This is a genomic window from Pseudomonas sp. 13B_2.1_Bac1, from assembly GCF_025466155.1.
Classification (GTDB): Bacteria; Pseudomonadota; Gammaproteobacteria; order Pseudomonadales; family Pseudomonadaceae; genus Aquipseudomonas; species Aquipseudomonas aylmerensis.
Map to the genome: position 1 here is coordinate 398,394 of NZ_JANLOH010000089.1, position 22,220 is coordinate 420,613.

Below are 22,220 nucleotides of genomic sequence, written 5' to 3' on the forward strand. Positions count from 1 at the left end.
CAGCCATACCGGGTCCGAATGTGGGAGCTGGGACTCGGTTTGGTCTGGAGATCAGCGGATGAAGTGGATCTTGCCGCTGTCGTCATTGCCGATGTAGATGCCATACACCCCGGCCTGGCGTTCTTCGATGTAACGCTCGAGGATCTGCCGGATGGCCGGGTAGTAGATGCTGTCCCAGGGGATGTCCTCGGGCGCGAAGAACTTGTAGTCGAGGGTCTCCGGCCCGAACTGGCCGGTGATCTCCAGCGCGATGGCGCGGAAGATGATGTACACCTCGCTGATCTTCGGCACGCTGAAGATCGAGTAGGGCGAGAGGATCTCCGCACGTACGCCGCTTTCTTCCCAGACTTCACGCAGCGCGGCCTGTTCGGTGGTCTCGCCACCTTCCATGAAACCGGCGGGCAGCGTCCAGGTGCCGGGGCGCGGCGGGATTGCGCGTTGGCACAGCAGGTATTTGCCGTCCTGCTCGATGATGCAGCCGGCGATGATCTTGGGATTGATGTAGTGGATATAGCCGCAGCCACGGCACATCAGGCGCTCATGCGTATCGCCCGGTGGCCGCTGGTGACCGAGGTCACTGCCGCCACATTTCGGGCAAAAGCTTGGGCTGAACACGCTCAGTGACCTATGCGGGGTTCTTTGAGGGCGATGGGCAGGGTGATCTCCGGGACTTTGCCGGTCTCTTCCTGTTTGCGCTTGAGGTAATCCAGGGCCACCGCAGCCGCGGCGCGTACGTGGTCGACGCAGGCCTGGTGGGCAGCGAGCGGGTCGCCGCTCTTGATCGCCTGGACCATGCGTTCCATTTCCTGGTTGCTGGTGCCGCGACGGTTTTCCTGGGACACCGAGGTCGCGCGCAGGTAGCTGATGCGCGCCTGCAACTGGCGCAACTGCGTGGCGGCCACGTGGTTGCCAGAGCCTTCGAGCAACACGTCGTAGAAGCCCTGCACCGAATCGATCACCTGTTGCAGCTCGCCGTCCTTGAGGGCCTTGCGGTTTTCCTCGAGGGCTTTTTCCAGGGCCTTGATGTCCTTGGCCTTGGCGCGCAGGGTGAACAGCTGCACGATCAAGCCTTCGAGCACGCAGCGCAGTTCATAGATATCGACGGCATCCGCCAGGGTGATGATTGCGACCTGCGGGCCCTTGGCATCGGCGAATTCCACCAGGCCTTCGGACTCCAGGTGACGCAAGGCTTCGCGCACCGAGGTGCGGCTGACGCCGAGGCGGTCGCACAGGTCGCGCTCCACCAGGCGGTCACCCGGCAACAGCTGGAAGTTCATGATGGCGCTGCGCAGTTTCTCCAACACGATTTCGCGCAGGGTGACCGGGTTGTGATTGACCTTGAAGCTGTCGTCGAGTGGCAGGCGTTTCATGGGGTCTGCTCTGAATGTAGCGGTTAACTGGAGGCCTCGGCATCGGCGTCGGCGAACGCTTCCCGGGCCAGTCGGAAACTGTCCACGGCGGCGGGAACCCCGCAATAAATGCCGACCTGAAGCAGAATTTCGCGTATTTGTTCACGACTCAGCCCGTTACGCAAGGCGCCGCGCACATGCAGCTTGAGTTCGTGGGGCCGATTGAGGGCCGAAATCATTGCCAAGTTTATCATGCTGCGTTCTTTAAGCGACAAACCCTCACGGCCCCACACGTGGCCCCAGCAGTACTCGGTGACCATCTCCTGCAGCGGCCGGGTGAAATCATCGGCGTTGTCGATCGAACGCTGCACGTAGGCCTCGCCCAGCACCTGGGTGCGGATCTTCAGGCCCTGCTGGTATTTTTCAGTGCTCATCAATCAGCTCCTCAGGCCAGGGTGGGCAGCGGGCCCAGCTTGCCTTTGTGATAGATCATCGGCGTGACCGGCTGCGCGGGCAGGATCAGGTTCTTCACCGCGCCGACAATGATTGCGTGGTCGCCGCCGTCGTATTCGCGCCACAACTCGCATTCGATGATCGCCGTGGCCTTGGCCAGCAGCGGGTTGCCCAGCTCGCTGAGATGCCACTCGATGCCCTTGGCCTTCTCCTTGCCTTTGCCGGCGAAGGCATAGGCCTCGGCGGTCTGGTCGGCGGACAGCAGATGAATCGCGAAACGCTTGCTGTCGCGCAGGATCGGGTAGGTGTCCGACGCATAGTTGGGGCAGAACAGCACCAGGGCCGGGTCGATCGACAGCGCGCTGAACGCGCTGGCGGTGATGCCGACGATGCCGCCGTCCGGGTCGAGGGTGGTGACCACCGTGACGCCGGATGGGAAGGAGCTCATGACGTCTTTGTAAATGCCGGGTTCGATCATGGTCGGGGTCTCTTAACGCATCACAAAAGGATCAGGCATCGGCGCCTGGGAGAGGTTGATCCACACCGTTTTCAGCTCGGTGTAGGCCAGCACCGAATCGATGCCGCTTTCGCGTCCGTAGCCGCTGTTCTTGAAACCGCCGATGGGCGCCATGGCCGAGACCGCGCGGTAGGTGTTGACCCAGATGATCCCCGAGCGCACATCCCGCGCCAGGCGATGGGCGCGGCCGAGGTCGCGGGTCCAGATGCCGGCGGCGAGGCCGAACTGCGAGTCGTTGGCGATCGCCAATGCCTCGGCTTCGTCCTTGAAACGGATGACCGAGGCCACCGGGCCGAAGACTTCTTCCTGCATGATCTTCATCGAGTTGCGGTCGCATTCGAACAGCGTCGGCTCATAGAACCAGCCTTCACCAAGATTCTGCGGGCGCTTGCCACCGGTGCGCAGGCGCGCGCCTTCGGCGATGGCATCGGCCACCAGGCCTTCGACCACGGCCAGTTGCTGCGCGGTGGCCATGGGGCCCATTTCGCTGGCGTCGTCCTGCGGGTTACCGATGCGGATGCGTTGGGCGCGCGCCACCAGGCGCTCGACGAACTCATCGTAGATTTCATCCTGCACCAGCAGGCGCGAACCCGACACGCAACTCTGCCCGGACGCCGCGTAGATGCCGGCAATCGCGCCATTGATGGCGCTGTCGAGGTCGGCGTCGGCAAAGATGATATTTGGTGACTTGCCGCCCAATTCCAAAGACAGCTTGGCGAAATTCTCCGCGCTGCTGCGCACCACATGCCGGGCCGTGGCCGCGCCGCCGGTAAAGGCAATCTTGCGCACCAGCGGGTGGCGGGTGAGGGCGGCGCCGGTGCTGGGGCCGTAGCCGGTGACCACGTTGACCACGCCCGGCGGAATCCCGGCTTCGAGGGCCAGGCGCGCGAGTTCGAGGATGGTCGCCGAGGCGTGCTCCGACGGCTTGATCACGATGGTATTGCCCGCCGCCAGGGCCGGTGCGAGCTTGATCGCGGTCAGGTACAGCGGGCTGTTCCAGGGGATGATTGCTGCGACCACGCCCATGGCTTCGTGCACGGTGTAGGCGAACAGGTCGGGCTTGTCGAGGGGCAGGGTGCCGCCTTCGAGTTTGTCGGCGAGGCCGGCGGTGTAGTGGAAGAACTCCGGCAGGTAGCTGACCTGGCCGCGCGTCTCGCGGATCAGCTTGCCGTTGTCGCGGCTTTCCAGCTGGGCCAGTTGCTCTTTGTTCTCGGCAATCAAATCGCCCAGGCGACGCAGCAACTTGCCGCGCGCGGTGGCGGTGAGGCCACGCCAGGCCGGGCTGTCGAAGGCAGTCTGCGCCGCTTGCACGGCGCGCTCCACATCCGCTTCGTCGGCGTCGGGCAGTTGCGCCCAGGGCTCGGCCAGGGCCGGGTTGAGGCTGTCGAAAGTCTTGCCGGACAGGGCATCGACCCATTCACCGCCGATGCACATCTGGAAGCGTGCGAGTGTCATGCAACGATCCCCTTGATTGGATTGTTTTGGGCGTACACCGTGTCGAGGAAGCCCAGCAGCAGCTGGTTGACCAGGCGTGGCGATTCTACCGGCATCATATGCCGTTGTTCGGCCAGCACCGCAACGGTGGCGCCGGGAATACGATCGGCCAGTTGCCGGGCCATTTCCGGGGTCGAGCCCGGGTCGAGTTCGCCGGTGGCGACCAGGGTCGGCACGCGCAACCCCTTGAGGTCGTCGGCGCGGTACATGTCCTGGGTCGCGAACAGTTCGTAGGTGGTCAGGTAGCCCTGGGGGTCGTTGCCCGCCAGGGTTTCACGCAGCGCGGCGATCTGCGCCGGGTTGGCCGCCTGGTATTCGCGGCTGAACCAGCGCGACAGCGCGGCCTCGGCATTGGCGTCCGGGCCATGTTCGGCGGCCTGGGCGGTGCGTGCGATCACGCCGGCGCGCTGTTCCGGGCTGCGGTTGAACACACTGTTGAGCACCACCAGGCCTTGCAGGCGCTGCGGGTAATGCAGGGCAAACGCCCGGGCGACCAGGCCGCCCATGGAAAAACCGATCACCGTGGCCTGAGGCAATTGCAGGTGGTCGAGCAGTTCCAGCAACTGGTCGGCATAACCCAGCAGCGGCGTGCCGGCGGCCGGGCGCGGGCTGGCGCCATGGCCGAGCATGTCATAGGTGATCACGCGGTAATTCGTGGCCAGGCCAACGACTTGCCCGCCCCACATTTCTTTGTTCAGGCCCACGCCGTGGATCAAAACCACAGGCTGGCCTTGGCCGGTCGCCAGATAACTGGTGCCAGCCGGGGTGCGTTCAGCGGTGAGCCGAATCATGGAGCGCTCCTGCATACCTTTTTATTAGGGTGTTAGCCGCCGGGATTACTGGGCCTTTTCGGCGGCCAGTTCTTCCAGGTCGATATAACGGTTGCCGATCCGTGGGTGCAGGCGGCCGCCATCGGCGCAGCCCAGCACCACGACGATTTCGTCGGCACGCGGGGCGTCTTCGATCTGCATTTCCAGGGTGATGTAGTGCGAGCGCAGGCCTTCGTCGTCCTTGTGCATCATCGGGATCTGGATCGAGGTGCCAGGGCCGCCGCGCTTGTTGGTGAAGCTCAGGTAGCTCTTGGCCTTGACCGCTTCACGGTAGTGATTGCCGAAGCGCAGGGTATGGATGATTGCGCTCGCGTGTTCGATCTCGCCATCGGCGCCCACGACGGCGGCCTTGCCATACGCTTCGATCTTCTCGGCGCCGCCGATGATGCCCACCAGGCGCTCGACCATCAGTGCGCCAAGGTCGGAGCAATTGGCGCGGATCTCCGGCTTGAGGTCTTCGACGAAACCGCGACCCAGCCACGGGTTTTTCAACACGACGGCCAGACCGACCATGGTCACCGGCGTGTCCGAGGCCTTGCCGCCTTCAATGAAGGTTTCTTCTACGTAACTGACGATCTTGCGGATTTCGAAACTCATGGGCTGCTCCGTCTGAGGTAAGTGGATCTGTGTATGATGGTATACCATAATATGACAAGTGCAAGCGCCACAAGATCGGGTCGGCAAACGGTACAGCTGGGTGATGCGTTTTTTTGATCTGGATCAATCGTTGCGAGATGCTCATCTGGTAAAAACGCCCCCTTTTTTAAACTTGGCGCCGCTTCTAGCCTGGCAAGGCGAACTTGCCGTGTTACGCCATACTCACCTCCAGCTGTGGCATACAGCGCCTGGCTCTATGCCGCTACCACCGTGCCGTCTTACGAGACCGGACTTTGAACCTATGCCCGAACGCAACTACAGCTTGATTCGCAAGCTCGCCAGCACGTCCCTGCGCCTGAATACCGTGCTGATCTGCGCGCTTTTTCTTAACCTGTTAATGCTGGCCGCCTGCTATTGGGCGTTGAGCAAGGTGGTTGCCGAAGAGCGCAACAAGGTGATGCTGCATTTCAACCGATTGGTGGGTGATATCCATCAGCACGAAAAATTCATCGACAGGATTGCGCAACACGGCAACCAGGCCTCGCAGAACCAACCGACGTCGGGTCTGACGGTACAGAGCCAAATGCGTGTCGACACGCCAGGCGTGCGGATCTTTGAGGCGGCGCAATATACGTTTTCGATGCCGTTTACCCTGGCGCAGCAGCACGTAACGTCCGGCCCGCATCCGGGCAATTTCGCCTTGGGGGTGATGCTGGCGAATTTTTACAGCCGTTTCTGGAGTACCTCGGTGTACCCGGCACCGCAGGTGTTCGTCATCGGCGCGCTGGGCAACACCAGCATGGCTGTGCCTGCCATCGACCGGTTTCCGGGGCGTGCGCTGCTGACAACGGAGAACTACCTGGCGGCAGTCGAGCGGATTTACACCGCGCTGCCAGTCGGTAAAGACTCGACGGGGGGAGTCCACGTGCGCTGGGCGCCAGCGCAGCATTTCATTGCCGGCGAGTCCCGTGAGCTGTTGGGTTATCTGGATTTCAGGCTGCCCGATGCGCTCTGGTGGACACCTGAGGTCAAGCGTCGGATCTTCATCGTGACCCTGTTGGATCTGGAGCGCATCAATGATCCCGAGCAATTGTTCGAGCGGCCGATCTACGACCGCTTGCAACTGTTGTCTCCCCAGGGCGACTCGTTGATAGATGCAGTCGGTGTAGCGCAGAGCTATCGGCAGGGCCTGAATTTCACTGCGCAAGGCCTGCTGTTCAAGATGGGCGGCCCCAGTGCCGGTGGTTGGGTCGCGTTGTACGAACTGAATTATCAAAGCTTTTTCGGCTACGCCAAGTGGCAGTTGCTTGGCGGCATTGGGCTGCTGCTGGCCAGTATGTTGAGCAGTTGGGTGGCGATTCGCTGGTACGCGCGCAAGGTGGTTTCGCCCGCGCGCCAGGCCCATTTTGAGATCGTCGAAAGCGACACTTTCAGCCGTACGGTAATCCAGACTGCCCCTGTGGCACTGTGTGTGCTCAGGCGCGCGGATCGGCACCTGATCATGCAAAACCCACTGGCCGAACGAATGCTGGGGGATGCCCAGGCGGTGACGCAGTTGAGTGAGCATTGGGGGCTCAATCCTGCCCCGGCGCAACCCGACGGCGATGTGATTTTCCACAGCCGCCACGGCCACACATTGCACGGCAGTTTCGCCTCAGCCCGCTATCGCGGCGAGGCGGTGGTGCTCTGCGCGTTCAGCGACATCAGCGCACACAAGGCGGTGGAGCAGAAGCTCGCCGAGGCCAGCGCCGCCAAGTCGCGGTTCCTGGCGACCATCAGCCATGAGATCCGCACGCCACTCTATGGCGCGTTGGGTACCCTGGAGTTGCTGGGGCTCACACAGTTGACCGAGCAACAAAGCAACTATCTGCACATTATCGAGCGCTCCTCTTCAATGCTTCTGCAACTGGTCAGCGATGTGCTGGACATGTCCAAGATCGAAGCGGGGGAGATGGCGCTGGAGTCGGCGGATTTCAGCCCCCTCGCGCTGGCCGAGGAGGTCGTCGCCGAATACAGCGGCACCGCACAGGGCAAGGGCGTGCAGTTGCGCTTGAATGTCGATGCCGGTGTACCGGTTGGGGTGCATGGGGATGCGCGGCGTATCCGGCAGGTGCTCACCAATCTGCTCAGCAATGCCCTCAAGTTCACCGAGCACGGCGGTGTAACGCTGCAGTTGAGCGCCGCGATTAGCGACGACAGGGCTACGCTGACGTGGCAAGTCACCGACACCGGCGTGGGTATTGCGGCCGAGCAGCAGGTTCATCTGTTCGAGCCGTTCTACCAGGCGCACCGACATGCGCATACCGTTGCTGGCACCGGGCTTGGCCTGTCCATATGCGCGCAACTGGCCCAACTGATGGGCGGTCGATTGAGCGTGGCCAGCGAACCCGGGGTGGGTAGCTGCTTCAGTTTCAGTGCCAGCTTTGCCTTGGGGCAGCAGGCACCGCCGACCGCCGTGCGGGCCCGCTTGTCTCGGCATCCCGGTAAGTTGGGCCTGAACCTGCTGGTCGCCGACGACAACCCGATGAACCAGGCATTGATCAAGGAGCAACTCGAGCAGCTCGGCTGTCGCGTCACCCTGGCAAGTCACGGTCTTGACGCATTGGCGCGCTGGTCGCCGGATTTCGATGCGCTACTGACCGACATCAACATGCCGCAGATGGATGGGTTCGAGTTATTGAGTGCGCTGCGTCAGCAGGGCGTAACGCTTCCGATCATCGCCATCACCGCCAGCGCCCTGCAGGAAGAAACCCTACGCTTCGTCGCAGCCGGCATGGATGCCTGGCTGGTAAAGCCCGTGAGCCTGAGCGATTTGTACGCAGTGTTGCGACGCTGCTGCCCGCCCGCGCAAATACTTGAGCCGCAGGAGGAAGAACTGCCGGCGTTCGTGGCGCTCTCACCGCGACTGCATGAACTGTTTGTGAATATCACGCGCGCAGACCTGAAAATCCTGCGCGATGCCAGCCAGCAACACAACGTAGCTGCCATGGTGCCGCAGTTGCATCGGCTGCGCGGCTCGCTGGCGGCGGTGCAGGCGAAGCAGCTGGCAGACGCGTGCAAAGCGCTGGAGCAGCAACTGATCGCCACGCACAAAATTCCCAAGGGCGTTATTGAACTCATGGACGGTATAGAGCGACTACTGGCGGGCCTCGCGCCGAATACGGACGGCGAGCCCCCTACATCCAACGACTGAGACTGGAATACAAACCATGAAAAAGACCACTGTGTTGATAGCCGACGACCATCCGATTGTGGCGATGGCGGTGCAGGAAATAGTCGAGCGCGATGACCGCTTTGAAGTGGTGGGTATCGCCAAGGGGCCTACTGAATTGGTGCAGATGCACCAGCAGTTTTCGCCCGATGTCGTGATTGCCGACTACAGCATGCCCGGCGACGGAATTCATGGCGATGGATTGCAGATGATCGAGTTGCTGTGCCGGCGCTTTGGTGACACCCGCATCCTGGTATTCACCATGCTGTCCAATCCCCTGATTCTCAGCGGTCTCTATCACCTGGGTGTGTGGGGCGTAATATTGAAAAGTGGTGATTTCAATGAGATTGCGGTAGCACTGCAGGCGTTGTCGCAGGGACGCAAATACCAGCCACCAGTGCAAGCGCTGTCGAACAGTGACAGCCAGATGCAAGCCAGGGCCGCTCGGCTGACGATGCGCGAATACGAAGTGCTGCGGCATTTTGTATCGGGCTTGAGTGGTCGTGAAATCGCGGCACTTTTGCATAGAAGCACCAAGACAGTGAGCGCACAAAAGGTCTCGGCGATGCGCAAGTTGGGCGTCGAAAATGATCAAGCGTTGTTGGCCTTCTGTGCGGACGCGCAGCTTTTCCTGTAAGTCGTGCCAGCGGTTTACGTGGGCTGAACCGAAAGACAGTTCTCGCCCTGGGCCTATTTTCAGTTTGATCTTAAAGACAGCCACCGAGTCGGCTCGCATAATAGCGCCCACAGCGTCAGCCCGCACCTCAATAGACTAAGTCACGCCACCTACCTGTAGCCGTGCTGGTTGAGTTGCACTAGAAAAGAACCGTTTCTTATTGCAGTTGTGCGCAACAGTGCACTTCAAGGCAGCGGGTCACTGTGCGCCCGAAAAAGGATTAATTACGAAGTCAGGAGGTGGATACCCAGCAACTCGTGAAGTGAAGTGCGGCCCTGTGATGCGTTATTAAAGTAACGCCAATGAATATAAACTTGAGAGATGATGAAGTATGAAGAAACAACGTTTACTGCCTGTGCAGGCGGCGCTCCTGAGTGTGTGTGGTGGCCTGATGTTGTCCACTACTGTCAACGCCGCGGAAGCCGGTACTATTACTTTTAACGGTAAAGTTACGGATGAAACTTGCCAGGTAACCACCGGCTCGTCGGGCGATTTTACCGTGGACCTGGCCACCGCCAAAGTGGCTGACCTGGCCCAGGCCGGTGCTACCGCGATGCCGTCCAACTTCCGTATTGCGGTCAATCAATGCTCGCCGACCGTGACCAATGTACGCGCGCAGTTTCTCTACGATGCCAACCTGGTCGACGTCAGTTCGGGCGTGCTGAAAAACCAGTTGAGCGGCGATACCTCCGCCACCAATGTGGGCCTGCAGCTTTACAACTACGCAGACAACTCCGTGATCAAGCCAGGCGACGCTGGCGCTGCCAAGAGCTTCACCGTGCAAGACGGTGCGGCTGAAATGATCTACGGCGTGCAGTACTACGCGACCGGCAAGTCCACGGCGGGCCTGGTGAAGAGCCAGGTCAAATACCAATTGAGCTATAACTGAGAACGTCCCTCTGCGCGGACATCGCGCAGAGGGGACTACCCTGACTATGCGGATATATCGTCTATTAACAGGTTGCCTGCTCATTTATTTAATGAGCTTCGATGCTCGCGCCAATATCGTTTTGGGCGGCACTCGGTTGATCTATCCAGGCGGCGAACGTGAAGTCACGCTGCCCCTGTCGAACAAGGGCGCGACCCCGGCACTGGTGCAATCGTGGATGGATGACGGCGCCACCGACTCTACGCCGGAGAACAGCTCCGCGCCGTTCCTGATCATGCCGCCGCTGACCCGTATCGAAGGCCAGGCCTCGCAGACCCTGCGGATCCTGTTCAATGGAACAGCATTGCCGCCAGACCGTGAATCGCTGTTCTGGCTGAATGTACTTGAAGTACCACCGGTGCCGGAAAAGTCGAGAAACAAGAATAACTTGTTATTGGCTGTTCAAAGTCGAATTAAAGTGTTCTATCGACCCGCGACACTCCGCAGCTCCTTGCATGACGCCGCGAAGCATTTGACGTGGCAGGTGTTCGGCGACGGCGCACAGTTGAAGTTGCGCTGCACGAATACTTCGCCATTGCATGTCTCGTTTGCCGATATACAGGTGAAGTGGGCGGGCAAGACACTCAGTAATACTGACGGTAATCATATGGTTGCCCCGGGCGGCGAAGCCGTGTTTGAACTGCACCCGCAGACCGCGCGCCTGCCTGAACTAAAAGCCCAGGGCATACAGTTTAATTATATTAACGACTATGGCGCCTTGAAAACCGTGAACGCGCAGTTCGACTAAGTTCAATTACCCTTTCGTTAAAAGTCTATGAACCGTTTTGATCGATCGATATTACGCAGAAAAGTGTTTCTGGCGGCACCGTCATGCTCAATCGTTCGTTTCTGGGCGGTCGTGTGCCTCGTGTTCAGCACGGCAGATGACAACGTGATGGCGGATGAGCCGGTGCTGCCGGCGGCCGCTGCACAGGTGGACTTCCAGGATGCCGAGTTCACCAGTTCGTTTCTGGTGGGCAATGCCAAGCGTACGGATATGTCGCGTTACCAGAAGGGCAACCCGGTATTGCCAGGAAATTACGATTTGGACGTTTACATCAATGGCAAGCAGGTGACGCGCGCCAAGGTCGAGTTTGCAGATGAGGCCAACAGCAATATCGCGCAAGCCTGTTTCACGCTCGCAGCGCTGAAACGGCTGGGCATCGATACACAGCCATTGGTGCCGTTCAACGGTTGTCGCAAGCTCAAGGCGGTGCTGCCCAACACGGTCTCCTATGCCGACATCGGTGAGCAGAAGCTCTACCTGCAAATCCCCCAGGCCAACTTGCGGCGTACCCCGCGTGGTTATGTAGAGCCCGAGTACTGGGACGCGGGCATTACCGCGGCGAAACTTGATTACAATCTGAACTATTTCAGCACACAGAACGACCACTACGGCAGCACCGACTCTGCCTACCTGGGCTTGCGTGGCGGGTTCAATTTTGGCCTTTGGCAGTTCCGACATAACGCAAATGTGAACTGGACCCAGGGGGGCAAAGCCGAATGGACCCGCATGTCCACCTACCTTCAGCGGCCAGTGGCGCAGCTCAAGAGCCAGGTGACCCTGGGCGAGATCAATACCAAAGGCGTGGGGTTCGACAGCATCGCTGTGCGCGGTGTCAGCCTGGCCTCGGACGAGCGCATGTTTCCCGATTCACAGATCGGTTTCGCGCCGGTGATCCGCAGTTTCGCGCGCAGCAATGCGCGAGTGGAGGTGTGGCAGAACGATATAAAGCTCTATCAGACCACGGTCACGCCCGGCAACTTCGTGATCGACGATCTGTACCCCACAGGCTATGGCGGCAACCTGAATGTCGTGGTTACCGAGGCCGACGGAAGTGAGCGGCGCTTCGATGTGCCTTATTCGTCGATCACCAACCTGATGCGTCCGGGGCGCGCCAAATACGACCTGGTGGCTGGCCGGCTGTATAACCAGAACCTGGCCAGCGATGCCCATCTGTTCCAGGGCACGTTGTTCTATGGTCTGAACAACAGCCTGACCGGCTACGGCGGGTTCCAGGTCAGCGAAGGCTTTCACGCGGGGCTCGCGGGTGTCGGACTGAACACCTCGCTGGGGGCGTTTTCGGTCGACCTGACCCAGGAGACCACCCAACTGGGCGCTCGTAGCGGTTCGGCTTCGGGGCACAGCGTCAAGGTGGCGTACAGCAAGTTGCTGAGCGAAACCCGCACTAACTTTACCCTCGCTGCCTACCGCTACTCGTCGTCCAAATACATGACGCTTTCCCAGGCGGTCGATGCGCGTGAGCGGGTCAAGACCCCGGGCTATCAGGATGAATGGCTGTGGTATGGCAATGAGCGTGACCGCTTCGATATCAGCATCGATCAGCCGGTAAGCACTTATGGCTCGCTGTTCCTGACCGGTAGCACCAGCAAGACCTGGGGGGGCTCGGGATCCTCGAGCCGGCAGTTTGAAGTGGGCTTCAACGGCAGCGTCGGAGATGTCAGCTACAGCCTTTCCGCCAGTCGCAATAACGATGAGTTCGTCGGCGCCCAGACCCAGTACTTCCTGAGCCTGAATATTCCATTGGGCAGCGGCGCCAAGTCACCGACGCTGAGCACGCAGTACACCGGCGGGCGCGGGCAAGGCAGCACGCTGCGCAACTACTTGAGCGGGGTGGCCGATGACGAGGGGCGCCTGAGCTACGGGGTCGCCCACGCGGCGGACACCAACACCTCAAGCTCGGGCAGCGTCAATGCTCAATACCGCGGCGACCGCAGCACCGTTCGCGCGTCGTACGAACAGGGTGGGGACTACAAATCCACCTCGCTGGGCAGCGATGGCAGCCTGGTGGTGCACAGCGGCGGGGTGACGCTATCGCCGAATACCGGCGACACCATTGCACTGGTCTCCGCACCGGGCGGCGAGGGCGCGAGCATTGGTGGATTGTCCGGCCTGGTCATCGATAAAAACGGCTATGGCGTGATGCCGTATTTATCGCCCTATCGCATGAACAATATCAACCTGGACCCCAAGGGCAGCTCGATGGATGTCACGTTCCAGAACACCACGCAACAGGTCGCACCCTTTGCCGGCGCAATTGTCCGCGTCGATTTCCAGACCCGGGTCGGGCGGTCGGCGGTGATCCATATCACCAATGGCAGCAACCTCAAGTTGCCGTTCGGCGCGGATGTACGCGACGAGCGTGGCAATGTGGTCGGTGTGGTCGGCCAGGGCAACAACCTGTTTGTCCAGGGCGTTGAAAACAACGGCGCACTGAGCGTGAACCTGCCGGACGAATCAACCTGTCAGGTTGCATATCGATTCGGCGAGAAAACGGCGAGCGGCACCAAGGGGCTGCTACAAACGCAAGCGCCGTGCCTGCTGCGCGAAGGTACCCGTCTGAGCAGTCGATGAAAATGACCAGACTTATTTATGCAGTGTTTCAGGTGTGTGCCTGGCTAATGGTTTCAACGTCGGCTTATGCGGTGTGCGGGATGATGCCCAACTATCAGGAAGGCGCGGTAGTCGATATAACCATGGGCCGCATATCGGTACCTTCGGGGGTTGCCGTGGGTGACGTGTTTTACAGTAAGGAGTTTCCTATTGTTGGCAGTTTTTTCGCCATTGTTTCTTGCAAGCCGGGTGATACAACGCAATGGCGAGTCGTACAAGGCACTGCCACTACTATCACTAACGTCTACACAACTAACATTGCCGGTGTCGGCATGCGTACCAGTTGGATACCCGCACAATCGGCTTCACCGTTTTATGCTGGAGAACAGACCACCTGGAAACTTGGGATGCCCGGTGTCAGTGGCTCGGCGGCGCAAAACACCTTGGTCTTCAATGTCGGCGGAACAGTTGTCGTTGAGTTGATCAAGCTGAGCGACACCGTCGGTTCCGGTGCATTGGCGGGTGGTACCTACACCAACAACACGGCGCAGAGTGTTTACCCGTTCAACAGTGGTGTGTTCCTGACCACGCGCATCACCGGTGGCGGCAGTGAAATCGTGCCGGAAACGGGTACCTGCTCGATCGGCGACCTGAGTGTGGATCTGGCTCCGGCGCCATTCGGCCGCTTCACCGGGCAGGGCTCCACCACGGGCGACACACCTTTCAACGTGCCGTTTACCTGTTCCGGAGCCAACGGCGCAGTCACCCTGACCCTGGACGCAGACAAGTTCATGCCCGACGGCAGCCTGGGCCTGATCAAACCGCAGGCCGGCGTGAACAATGCCTCTTGCGTGGCGCTGCAAGTACTCGATGCCTCCAGCGGGCTGCCCGCGATACTCGGGGCGACTCAAGTCGTGGGCACGGTGTTTAACAATTCGACAAGTTTCAACTTGCCCTATTTAGTGCGTTATTACCAAAGTTCTGGCGGCACTAATTGCGTCACACCCGGGCTTGTAAAAGGTACCGCAACGGTCACTGTGAAGTATCAATAAAAGGCGCTTTAAAGGGTTTGCTACGCCCTCTCTGACTGGGGGCATGGCGGGCATTCTGTTGCCGAGCGCTTTTGTTGGATGACAACTAACGTCAAGGATTGGATTAATGAACTCTGCGAAGAAACCCCTCAGTTTTGCAATCAGTTATGCCCTCTTCGTTGCACTGGCGCCGGTGCAGGCGGCCACTATCGGGCCTGTTGACGTATCGTCCGAGGCGGGTGACCTGCTGGTACTGGATAATGACCAGGTTTCGTTCACCGGCAAAGGTGCGGCCGTTCGCGTTGTGGGGGGGCAAAATGAATTCATCGGCACGACCATGGATATCCACGCGACCGCCGGCGGGCCTAACGATGCCGTGACGGGGCTGCAAGCGCAGGGCGGTGGGCGGGGCACACTGCAGGGCTCAACCATCAAGGCCAGCGGCTATTTCGGCGACGGTGCCAGCGCCAGCGGTGCAGGCTCGCATGTGCAACTGGGGCAGACCGACATCACCACCGACGGCGCCCGTGGCCGTGGGGTCATGGTCAATCAGGGCTCCAGCGCGCAGATCATCGGCGGCACGGTCACCACTACAGGGCTTATGGCCGACGGGCTCTCTGCCATGGGCGCCGGTTCGACCATCAGCGCCAGTGGCACGAGCGTATCGACCGCCGGCAATGCGGCCTACGCAGTGCGGGCGCAACAGGGGGCGCGCATCAAGTTGAACAACGTCAGCGCCACCGCCCATGGCCAGACTGCCGCGATCGCCATCACCGGTACGGACAGCGTGGTCACCGCCGACGGCGTGACCGCACAATCCGACGGCGCCCAGGGCGTGGAGATGCAAGAAGGACGTCTGGAGTTCAGCAATGGCAGCATCCAGGCCAAGACTGACGGCATCCTGATCCGGCCGAGTTCTCCCAACGGTGGGGGGACGGCGGTAGTACGCAATTCCCAGGTCCTCTCTCAAACCGGCAACGGCATCAACCTTGATGCCAAAGGTGCGTCCCTGGAACTGTACGAGTCCCAGATCAGCGCCAAAGGGGATAATGGTTCGGCGATCTGGATGCCCGGCAGCGACAGCCACGCCGACGTGCACGACAGTCATCTGGAAACATGGGGCACACAGGCGGCCGCGGTGGACAATCGCGCCGGTATTTTCCAGATGGACGGCGGCCGCGTGGTCACCCACGGTGACTCGTCCCACGGGCTCTATGCATCAACCGACGTGATCGGTGGCCAGTCGGGGGCGCCCAGGGCGACGTTCGATGTGACGAACGTGGTGATCGAGACCTTTGGCGTCGGGTCGGTCGGCGCCTTAGCCCGGCTGGGCGGGACACGGATGGTGTTGTCCGACAGCCAGCTGTTGACCCACGGTGATCTCAGTCATGGCCTACTGGTTTCAGGCGATGATGCCAGCTTGCAGACGACTCGCACGAATGTGGTCACCGAAGGTAACTCGGCGTATGGCCTGTCGGTCAGCAACAATGCCACGGCAGACCTGACCGACACCCACATCGAGACCGCTGGAGAGAAAGCCTACGGGCTGGTGAGCCAGGCAACCATCGCGGGTATCACCAACCAACTCGATCTCACTGACAGTACGGTACTGGCCCACGACAGCAGTGCCTTGCGCGTCTCCGGCGGCAGCTTGCTCAGTCATCTGACCCACAGCAGCCTGGTGGGGCGCAGCGCCGATCAGCCCGCGACGGCAGTATGGATTACCGACGGCGCCAATGGGCTGGCCGCCGACCTCGTCCGGCTGGACAGCGATCACTCGTTCATCGATGGCGATGTCCTGGTCGAGGGTGGCGCGCTGCAGTTGAGCCTGAACAATCAGTCACGCCTCGAAGGTGCGGTGAACGATACCCCTGGCCATTCCAGCCTCAGTCTGGACGACAGCAGCACCTGGCTGATGCGGGGCGACTCCAGTGTCGGCCAACTGACAAATAAGGGCAGCGTGGAATTCGCCACGCCGGCAGCGAGCGATTTCATGCGCCTGAAAGTCGCCGGCGACCTTCAGGGCGACGGGCAGTACATCATGAATACTGATCTGGGCGCGCTGCGCGGCGACCGGCTTGAGGTGGGCGGCCAGGTGACCGGTAATAACCAGTTGCTGGTGCGCAACAGCGGCACCGAGCCGTCGGGCGGTGGGCAGAAATTGCTGTTGATCGACAGCCAGGGGGGCGTCGGCGACTTCACGCTGGCCAACCGTGGCCAGGAGGTGGATGTGGGCACCTACCGCTACACCTTGCAACGTGACGACAGTGCGAGCGGCCAATCGCAGTGGAGCCTGGTCAACATCACCGAGCAACTGTCCACCGCCGCCAGCGCGGCGATCAACAGCAGCGCGTTGGCGACCCTGCGTGACACCTGGGATGCTGAACGCGGCAGCCTGATCCAGCGCCTGGGCGATGTGCGCGGCGATGGCCACGACGAAGGGGTGTGGATGCGCAGCTATGGTCAGGAGCAGCAACTGGATAACGGCGCAGGGCGGCACTTCACGCAGAACCTCAACGGCGTCCAGGTGGGTGTGGATGGCCGGATGGCGCGCAGCAACGGTTCGCTGATCCTCGGCGGCCTTGCCGGTTACAGTCACGCCAATCGCAGCTTCAATGGCGAGGGCAGCGGTAAGCTCGAAAGTTACTACATCGGTGCCTACGCCACTTACCTGGACGATTCGGGTTGGTACACCGACAGCCTGCTGACACTCAATCGCTGGTCCACTCGGTTCGACGTGGACGCTACCGACGGCAAACGCGTCAGCGGTAAAACCCACAGCAACGGCGCTGGCCTCTCGGTGGAAACCGGCAAGCGCCTGGATTTCTCCCATGGCTGGTTTGTCGAGCCCCAAGCGCAGTTGTCGGCGTTGTACGGTGGCGGTGATCGTTACCGGTTGAGCAACGACATGCGCGTCGACGCCGACGATGGCATTTCAACCCAGTTGCGCGGCGGCGCGCTGGTTGGGCGCCAGATGCGGTTGGAGGGTGATTTTGCGATCCAGCCGTACCTCAAGGCTGGCTGGATCCAGGACCTGTCAGCGCGCAACCAGGTCAAGACCAACGACGTCAGCAGCCACCCCGACGGCAATGGCGGTGGCTGGTATGCCGGGGCAGGTATTACTGCGGCCATGGGCAGGAGCCAGCATCTATATGCCGATGTCGAGACCAGTGACAGTTCTACCCAAAAGCGCCCGTGGGCTTTGAACATTGGTTACCGGCTGGCGTGGTAAATCGGCGGCGACCAATGTTAATAAATGTTAAATCGAAAAATAACTTCACATAATCCGTTCATTGGTGGATGATCGACTGCAATTCCAATGCGGCTCGCCGGTGTAGCGCGAGCCGCCGTTTACCCCTGGAGTACCCCATGAATAATAAGAATGTCGGTGTGATCGGTCTGGGCGCGATGGGGCTGGGCATTGCCCGTTCGCTGTTGCGCGCAGGCTTTAATGTGCATGCCTGTGATGTGCGCGACGCGGTGACCCAGCAGTTCGCCAGCGAAGGCGGGGTGGCGTGCGCGTCGCCGGCGCTGATGGCGGATGCCTGTGATGTGATCATTACCGTGGTGGTCAACGCCGAGCAGACCGAAACCGTCCTGTTCGGTGAAGGCGGCGCGGTGGCGGCATTACGCCCGGCGAGCCTGGTGATCGGCTGCGCCACCGTGGCCCCGACCTACGCCGTCGAGCTTGGCCAGCGCCTGGCGGACCAGGGCCTGCTGTACCTGGATGCGCCGATCTCCGGTGGCGCGGCCAAGGCGGCGGCCGGCGAAATGACCATGATGACCTCCGGCCCGCAAGCGGCCTACGCCAAGGCCGAAGCCGTGCTGGCTGGCATGGCGGGCAAGGTCTACCGCTTGGGCGATGTGCATGGCCTGGGCTCCAAGGTGAAAATCATCAACCAGTTGCTCGCCGGGGTGCACATTGCCGCCTCTGCCGAAGCCATGGCCCTGGGCCTGCGCGAAGGGGTGGATGCAGACGCCTTGTACGAGGTGATCACCCACAGCGCCGGCAATTCCTGGATGTTCGAAAACCGCGTGCCGCACATTCTCAAGGCCGATTACACGCCGCTGTCGGCGGTGGATATTTTCGTCAAGGACCTCGGCCTGGTGCTGGATACTGCCCGCGCCAGCAAATTCCCGCTGCCGCTCTCGGCGACCGCGCACCAGATGTTCATGCAGGCCTCCAGTGCCGGTTTTGGCCGTGAGGACGACTCGGCGGTGATCAAGATTTTCCCCGGCATCGACCTGCCGACTGCCAAGCCTGAGCCTGTGTGAGGAACGCCGCATGACTAACCCAACGGCACGCCCCTTGCTGGGCTGCATCGCTGACGATTTCACCGGCGCCACCGACCTCGCCAACATGCTCGTGCGTGGCGGCATGCGCACGGTGCAAAGCATCGGCATTCCCAGTCGTGAAGTCGCGGCCGGGCTGGATGCGGACGCGATTGTGATCGCGCTCAAGTCACGCACGACACCGGTCGCCGAGGCGGTCGAGGAGTCCCTGGCCGCACTGGCCTGGCTGCGCGAGCAGGGCTGCGAGCAGATTTTCTTCAAGTACTGCTCGACCTTCGACTCTACCGCCGCCGGCAATATCGGCCAGGTCAGCGAAGCTTTGCTCAAGGCGCTGGGCAGTGATTTCACCTTGGCTTGCCCGGCGTTCCCGGAAAACGGCCGCACGATTTTTCGCGGGCATCTGTTTGTGCAGGACCAACTGCTCAACGAGTCGGGCATGCAGCATCACCCGCTGACGCCGATGGGCGACGCGAATCTGGTGCGCGTGCTGCAAAGCCAGACCCAACTGCCGGTCGGGCTGCTGCGCTATGACAGCATCGCTGCCGGCGTCGAGACCACGCGCAACAAGATTGCCGAACTGCGCGCGCAAGGCGTGGGCATTGCCATCGCCGACGCGCTGTCGGACCAGGATCTCTACACCCTCGGCAGTGCCTGCGCCGACTTGCCATTGCTCACCGGCGGCTCGGGCCTGGCGTTGGGCTTGCCGGGCAATTTCCGTCGCGCCGGCAAACTGCGTGACTTCGACGCGGCGGCGTTGCCAAGCATCAGCGGCGGCGAGGTTGTGCTGGCTGGCAGTGCATCGGTGGCGACCCTCGGCCAGGTTGCCGCCTGGTGCGAAGCGGGGCGCCCGGCGCTGCGCATCGACCCGCTGGCGCTGGCCGCCGGTGAGCCGGTAGTGGCTCAGGCGCTGGCGTTTGCCCAGGGCAGTGCACACACCGTATTGATCTACGCCACCAGCACCCCGGACGAGGTCAAGGCGGTGCAACAGCAGCTCGGCGTCGAACGCGCCGGCGCGCTGGTGGAGAATGCCTTGGGGGCGATTGCGGCGGGCTTGCGCGAGCAAGGCGTGCGACGCTTTGTGATTGCCGGCGGCGAAACCTCCGGCGCGGTGGTCAAGGCGCTCGGGGTCAACCTGCTGCAGATCGGCGCGCAGATTGATCCGGGCGTGCCGGCCACTGTCAGCAGTTCTGCCGAGCCGCTGGCACTCGCGCTTAAATCCGGCAACTTCGGTGGCCGCGACTTCTTCACCAAAGCCCTCGCACAATTGGCCGGAGGTGCGCAATGAGCGGCACCGACGAGCAGGCCCTGCGCGAAGAAATCTGCGACGTCGGCCATAGCCTGTACCAGCGCGGCTACACCGTGGGCAGTGCCGGCAATATCAGCGCGCGCCTCGACGATGGCTGGCTGATCACGCCGACGGATGTGTGCCTCGGTCGCCTGGCGCCTGGCGCCATTGCCAAGGTCAACCTGAAGGGCGAGTGGGTGTCCGGGGACAAGCCGTCCAAGACCCTGGCCCTGCATCGCCAGGTCTACGACCGCAACCCGAGTGTCGGCGGTGTGGTGCATACCCACTCCACTCACCTGGTGGCGTTGACCCTGGCCGGGGTGTGGCGCGCGGACGATATCTTGCCGCCGCTCACGCCATATCAGGTGATGAAAGTCGGGCACATTCCACTGATCGGCTATCAGCGCCCGGGTTCGCCCAAGGTCGCCGAGCAAGTCGCGCAACTGGCCAACCGCGTGCGCGGGGTGATGCTTGAACGCCTCGGTCCGGTGGTCTGGGAAAGCTCGGTGGCCAAGGCCAGCTACGCGCTGGAAGAGTTGGAAGAAACCGCACGGCTGTGGTTGATGAGCAACCCTCGGCCGGCGCCGCTGGATCAGGCGGCACTGGATGAATTGCGCGAGACGTTCGGCGCGCACTGGTAACCCGCAAGACACACCGCAAGTGCTGCCCGAGCGTCTGGTTTGACGCTCGACGGACCCGGCTTGCTTAAAAAAACAATAACAACAGGACTTACCCGCATGAGCCCATTGATTCTGATGTTAACCGCCGGCGCGGGCATCGCGCTGCTGCTGTTTTTGGTACTCAAATACAAATTCCAGCCGTTTGTGGCGCTGATGCTGGTCAGTATCGTGGTCGCGCTGGTGGCCGGGGTGAAACCGGCTGACCTGGTCGCGACCATCGAAGGCGGCATGGGCAAGACCCTGGGGCATATCGCGATCATCATTGCCCTGGGCGCGATGATCGGGCGGATTATCGAGCTGTCCGGCGGTGCCGAGGCCCTGGCGAAGTCGCTGATCGAGCGTTTCGGCAATAGCCGCACGCCGCTGGCCTTGACCATCGCCGGGTTCATTATTGGGGTGCCGGTGTTCTTCGAGGTCGGGGTGATTATCCTGATGCCGCTGGCCTATGGCGTGGCCCGCCGCGCGCGCAAGCCGCTGCTGGTGTTCGCCTTGCCGATGTGTGCGGCGCTGCTGACCGTGCATGCCTTCCTGCCACCCCATCCCGGTGCCGTGGCTGCCGCCAGCCAACTGGGTGCCGACCTGGGCCGCGTGCTGATGTTCGGCCTGCCGATCACCGCGTTGCTGTGCTACATCGGCTACCGCGTGGCGGGGCGCATGACCCGCCGTTTCTACCCGATGACCGACGATATCCGCGCCGAAGTGTACGGCCCGCACGTGACCAATGAAGACTTGCGCGCCTGGACCAACGGCAACTCACAGGCGGTGCAGCAGAGTGCCGTGGCCGAGTCGCACATGGGCCTGGAGGAATCCACCAGCGCCATCGCCGCCAAGCTGCCGGCGGCGCCTGCACCGGGTTTCGGCTTGATCGTCGGCCTGATTTTGCTGCCGATCGTGCTGATTCTGCTGGGCACCCTGGCGACCTCGTTGCTGCCGATCGAGTCGACCCTGCGTGGGGTCATGACCGTGCTCGGCGCGCCACTGGTGGCGCTGCTGATCGATACATTGCTGTGCGCCTGGCTGCTCGGTTCGCGCCGGGGCTGGAGCCGCAGCCAGGTGTCCGACGTGATCGGCTCGGCCTTGCCCGGTGTGGCCATGGTGATCCTGATCGCCGGTGCCGGCGGCGTGTTCGGCAAGGTGCTGGTGGACACCGGCATCGGCGCGGTAGTCTCCGACATGCTGCGCACCACCGGCCTGCCGGTGCTGGCGCTGGGCTTCTTGTTGACCATGCTGCTGCGCGCGGTGCAGGGTTCGACCACCGTGGCCCTGGTGACCACGGCGGGGATCATCAGCCCGCTGATCGTGACGCTCAACCTCACCCCCAACCACATGGCGCTGCTGTGCCTGGCCATGGGCGGTGGCGGGCTGGCGATGTCGCATATCAACGACGCCGGCTACTGGATCTTCACCAAGCTTGCCGGGCTCAACGTCGCGGACGGTTTGCGCACGTGGACGGTGATCACCACGTTGCTCGGTACTTTGGGTTTCCTGATAACCCTGCTGATCTGGCCTTTTGTCTGAATC

The 22,220-nt window shown here is 61.6% G+C and carries 18 protein-coding genes; 11 read left to right on the forward strand and 7 right to left on the reverse strand.

Annotated features, from left to right (window positions below):
- Positions 1-51 precede the first annotated feature (51 nt).
- The 7 genes from NTD80_RS22120 to NTD80_RS22150 are packed head-to-tail and all read right to left on the reverse strand — an operon-like array spanning position 52 to position 5,240.
- On the reverse strand, positions 52-615 hold the full coding sequence (locus NTD80_RS22120; protein WP_065905743.1) for an NUDIX hydrolase: 564 nt from the start codon (positions 613-615) through the stop codon (positions 52-54).
- A 2-nt stretch (positions 616-617) separates the two neighbouring features.
- Positions 618-1,370: a GntR family transcriptional regulator gene (locus tag NTD80_RS22125; protein ID WP_065905745.1), complete on the reverse strand. Its 753-nt coding sequence runs from the start codon at positions 1,368-1,370 to the stop codon at positions 618-620.
- A gap of 23 nt (positions 1,371-1,393) precedes the next feature.
- Positions 1,394-1,783, reverse strand: coding sequence for a carboxymuconolactone decarboxylase family protein (locus tag NTD80_RS22130; RefSeq protein ID WP_065905747.1), 390 nt, complete (start codon positions 1,781-1,783; stop codon positions 1,394-1,396).
- Positions 1,784-1,794: 11 nt separating this feature from the next.
- The gene (locus tag NTD80_RS22135) at positions 1,795-2,280 is read right to left on the reverse strand and encodes a flavin reductase family protein (protein ID WP_065905749.1); all 486 of its coding nucleotides are present in this window, start codon (positions 2,278-2,280) and stop codon (positions 1,795-1,797) included.
- Between the two features lie 12 nt (positions 2,281-2,292).
- Complete coding sequence (locus tag NTD80_RS22140; protein ID WP_106804429.1) at positions 2,293-3,774, reverse strand: aldehyde dehydrogenase; 1,482 nt, start codon at positions 3,772-3,774, stop codon at positions 2,293-2,295.
- Positions 3,771-4,604: an alpha/beta fold hydrolase gene (locus NTD80_RS22145; RefSeq protein ID WP_065905753.1), complete on the reverse strand. Its 834-nt coding sequence runs from the start codon at positions 4,602-4,604 to the stop codon at positions 3,771-3,773. Before NTD80_RS22145 ends, NTD80_RS22140 begins: the two co-directional genes overlap by 4 nt.
- A 45-nt stretch (positions 4,605-4,649) precedes the next feature.
- On the reverse strand, positions 4,650-5,240 hold the full coding sequence (locus NTD80_RS22150; RefSeq protein WP_065905755.1) for an amino acid synthesis family protein: 591 nt from the start codon (positions 5,238-5,240) through the stop codon (positions 4,650-4,652).
- A gap of 301 nt (positions 5,241-5,541) precedes the next feature.
- Here NTD80_RS22150 and NTD80_RS22155 point away from each other — a divergent pair, with 301 nt between their 5' ends.
- The 11 genes from NTD80_RS22155 (at position 5,542) to NTD80_RS22205 (ending at position 22,217) form a co-directional block, all read left to right on the forward strand.
- Positions 5,542-8,433, forward strand: a complete 2,892-nt coding sequence (locus tag NTD80_RS22155; RefSeq protein WP_262135018.1) for an ATP-binding protein — start codon at positions 5,542-5,544, stop codon at positions 8,431-8,433.
- Positions 8,434-8,449: 16 nt separating this feature from the next.
- Complete coding sequence (locus NTD80_RS22160) at positions 8,450-9,088, forward strand: response regulator transcription factor (protein ID WP_065905760.1); 639 nt, start codon at positions 8,450-8,452, stop codon at positions 9,086-9,088.
- Positions 9,089-9,518: 430 nt separating this feature from the next.
- Positions 9,519-10,016 carry a fimbrial protein gene (locus NTD80_RS22165; RefSeq protein WP_262135019.1) on the forward strand — a complete coding sequence of 166 codons (498 nt, stop codon included), beginning with the start codon at positions 9,519-9,521 and terminating at the stop codon, positions 10,014-10,016.
- 91 nt (positions 10,017-10,107) lie between these two features.
- On the forward strand, positions 10,108-10,803 hold the full coding sequence (locus NTD80_RS22170; protein WP_177410344.1) for a molecular chaperone: 696 nt from the start codon (positions 10,108-10,110) through the stop codon (positions 10,801-10,803).
- 120 nt (positions 10,804-10,923) lie between these two features.
- A complete protein-coding gene (locus NTD80_RS22175; protein WP_177410343.1) occupies positions 10,924-13,431 on the forward strand; it encodes a fimbria/pilus outer membrane usher protein in 2,508 nt (835 codons plus the stop codon).
- Complete coding sequence (locus NTD80_RS22180) at positions 13,428-14,462, forward strand: fimbrial protein (protein ID WP_083221431.1); 1,035 nt, start codon at positions 13,428-13,430, stop codon at positions 14,460-14,462. The genes NTD80_RS22175 and NTD80_RS22180 overlap by 4 nt, the downstream gene beginning before the upstream one ends.
- 106 nt (positions 14,463-14,568) lie before the next feature.
- On the forward strand, positions 14,569-17,673 hold the full coding sequence (locus NTD80_RS22185) for an autotransporter outer membrane beta-barrel domain-containing protein (RefSeq protein WP_262135021.1): 3,105 nt from the start codon (positions 14,569-14,571) through the stop codon (positions 17,671-17,673).
- Between the two features lie 68 nt (positions 17,674-17,741).
- On the forward strand, positions 17,742-18,716 hold the full coding sequence (gene ltnD, locus NTD80_RS22190) for an L-threonate dehydrogenase (RefSeq protein WP_342389437.1): 975 nt from the start codon (positions 17,742-17,744) through the stop codon (positions 18,714-18,716).
- A gap of 10 nt (positions 18,717-18,726) precedes the next feature.
- Positions 18,727-20,019, forward strand: a complete 1,293-nt coding sequence (gene otnK / locus NTD80_RS22195) for a 3-oxo-tetronate kinase (protein WP_262135022.1) — start codon at positions 18,727-18,729, stop codon at positions 20,017-20,019.
- Positions 20,016-20,660, forward strand: a complete 645-nt coding sequence (locus NTD80_RS22200) for an aldolase (protein ID WP_065905772.1) — start codon at positions 20,016-20,018, stop codon at positions 20,658-20,660. Before otnK ends, NTD80_RS22200 begins: the two co-directional genes overlap by 4 nt.
- Before the next feature lie 96 nt (positions 20,661-20,756).
- Complete coding sequence (locus tag NTD80_RS22205; protein ID WP_106804421.1) at positions 20,757-22,217, forward strand: SLC13 family permease; 1,461 nt, start codon at positions 20,757-20,759, stop codon at positions 22,215-22,217.
- The last annotated feature ends 3 nt before the right edge of the window (positions 22,218-22,220 follow it).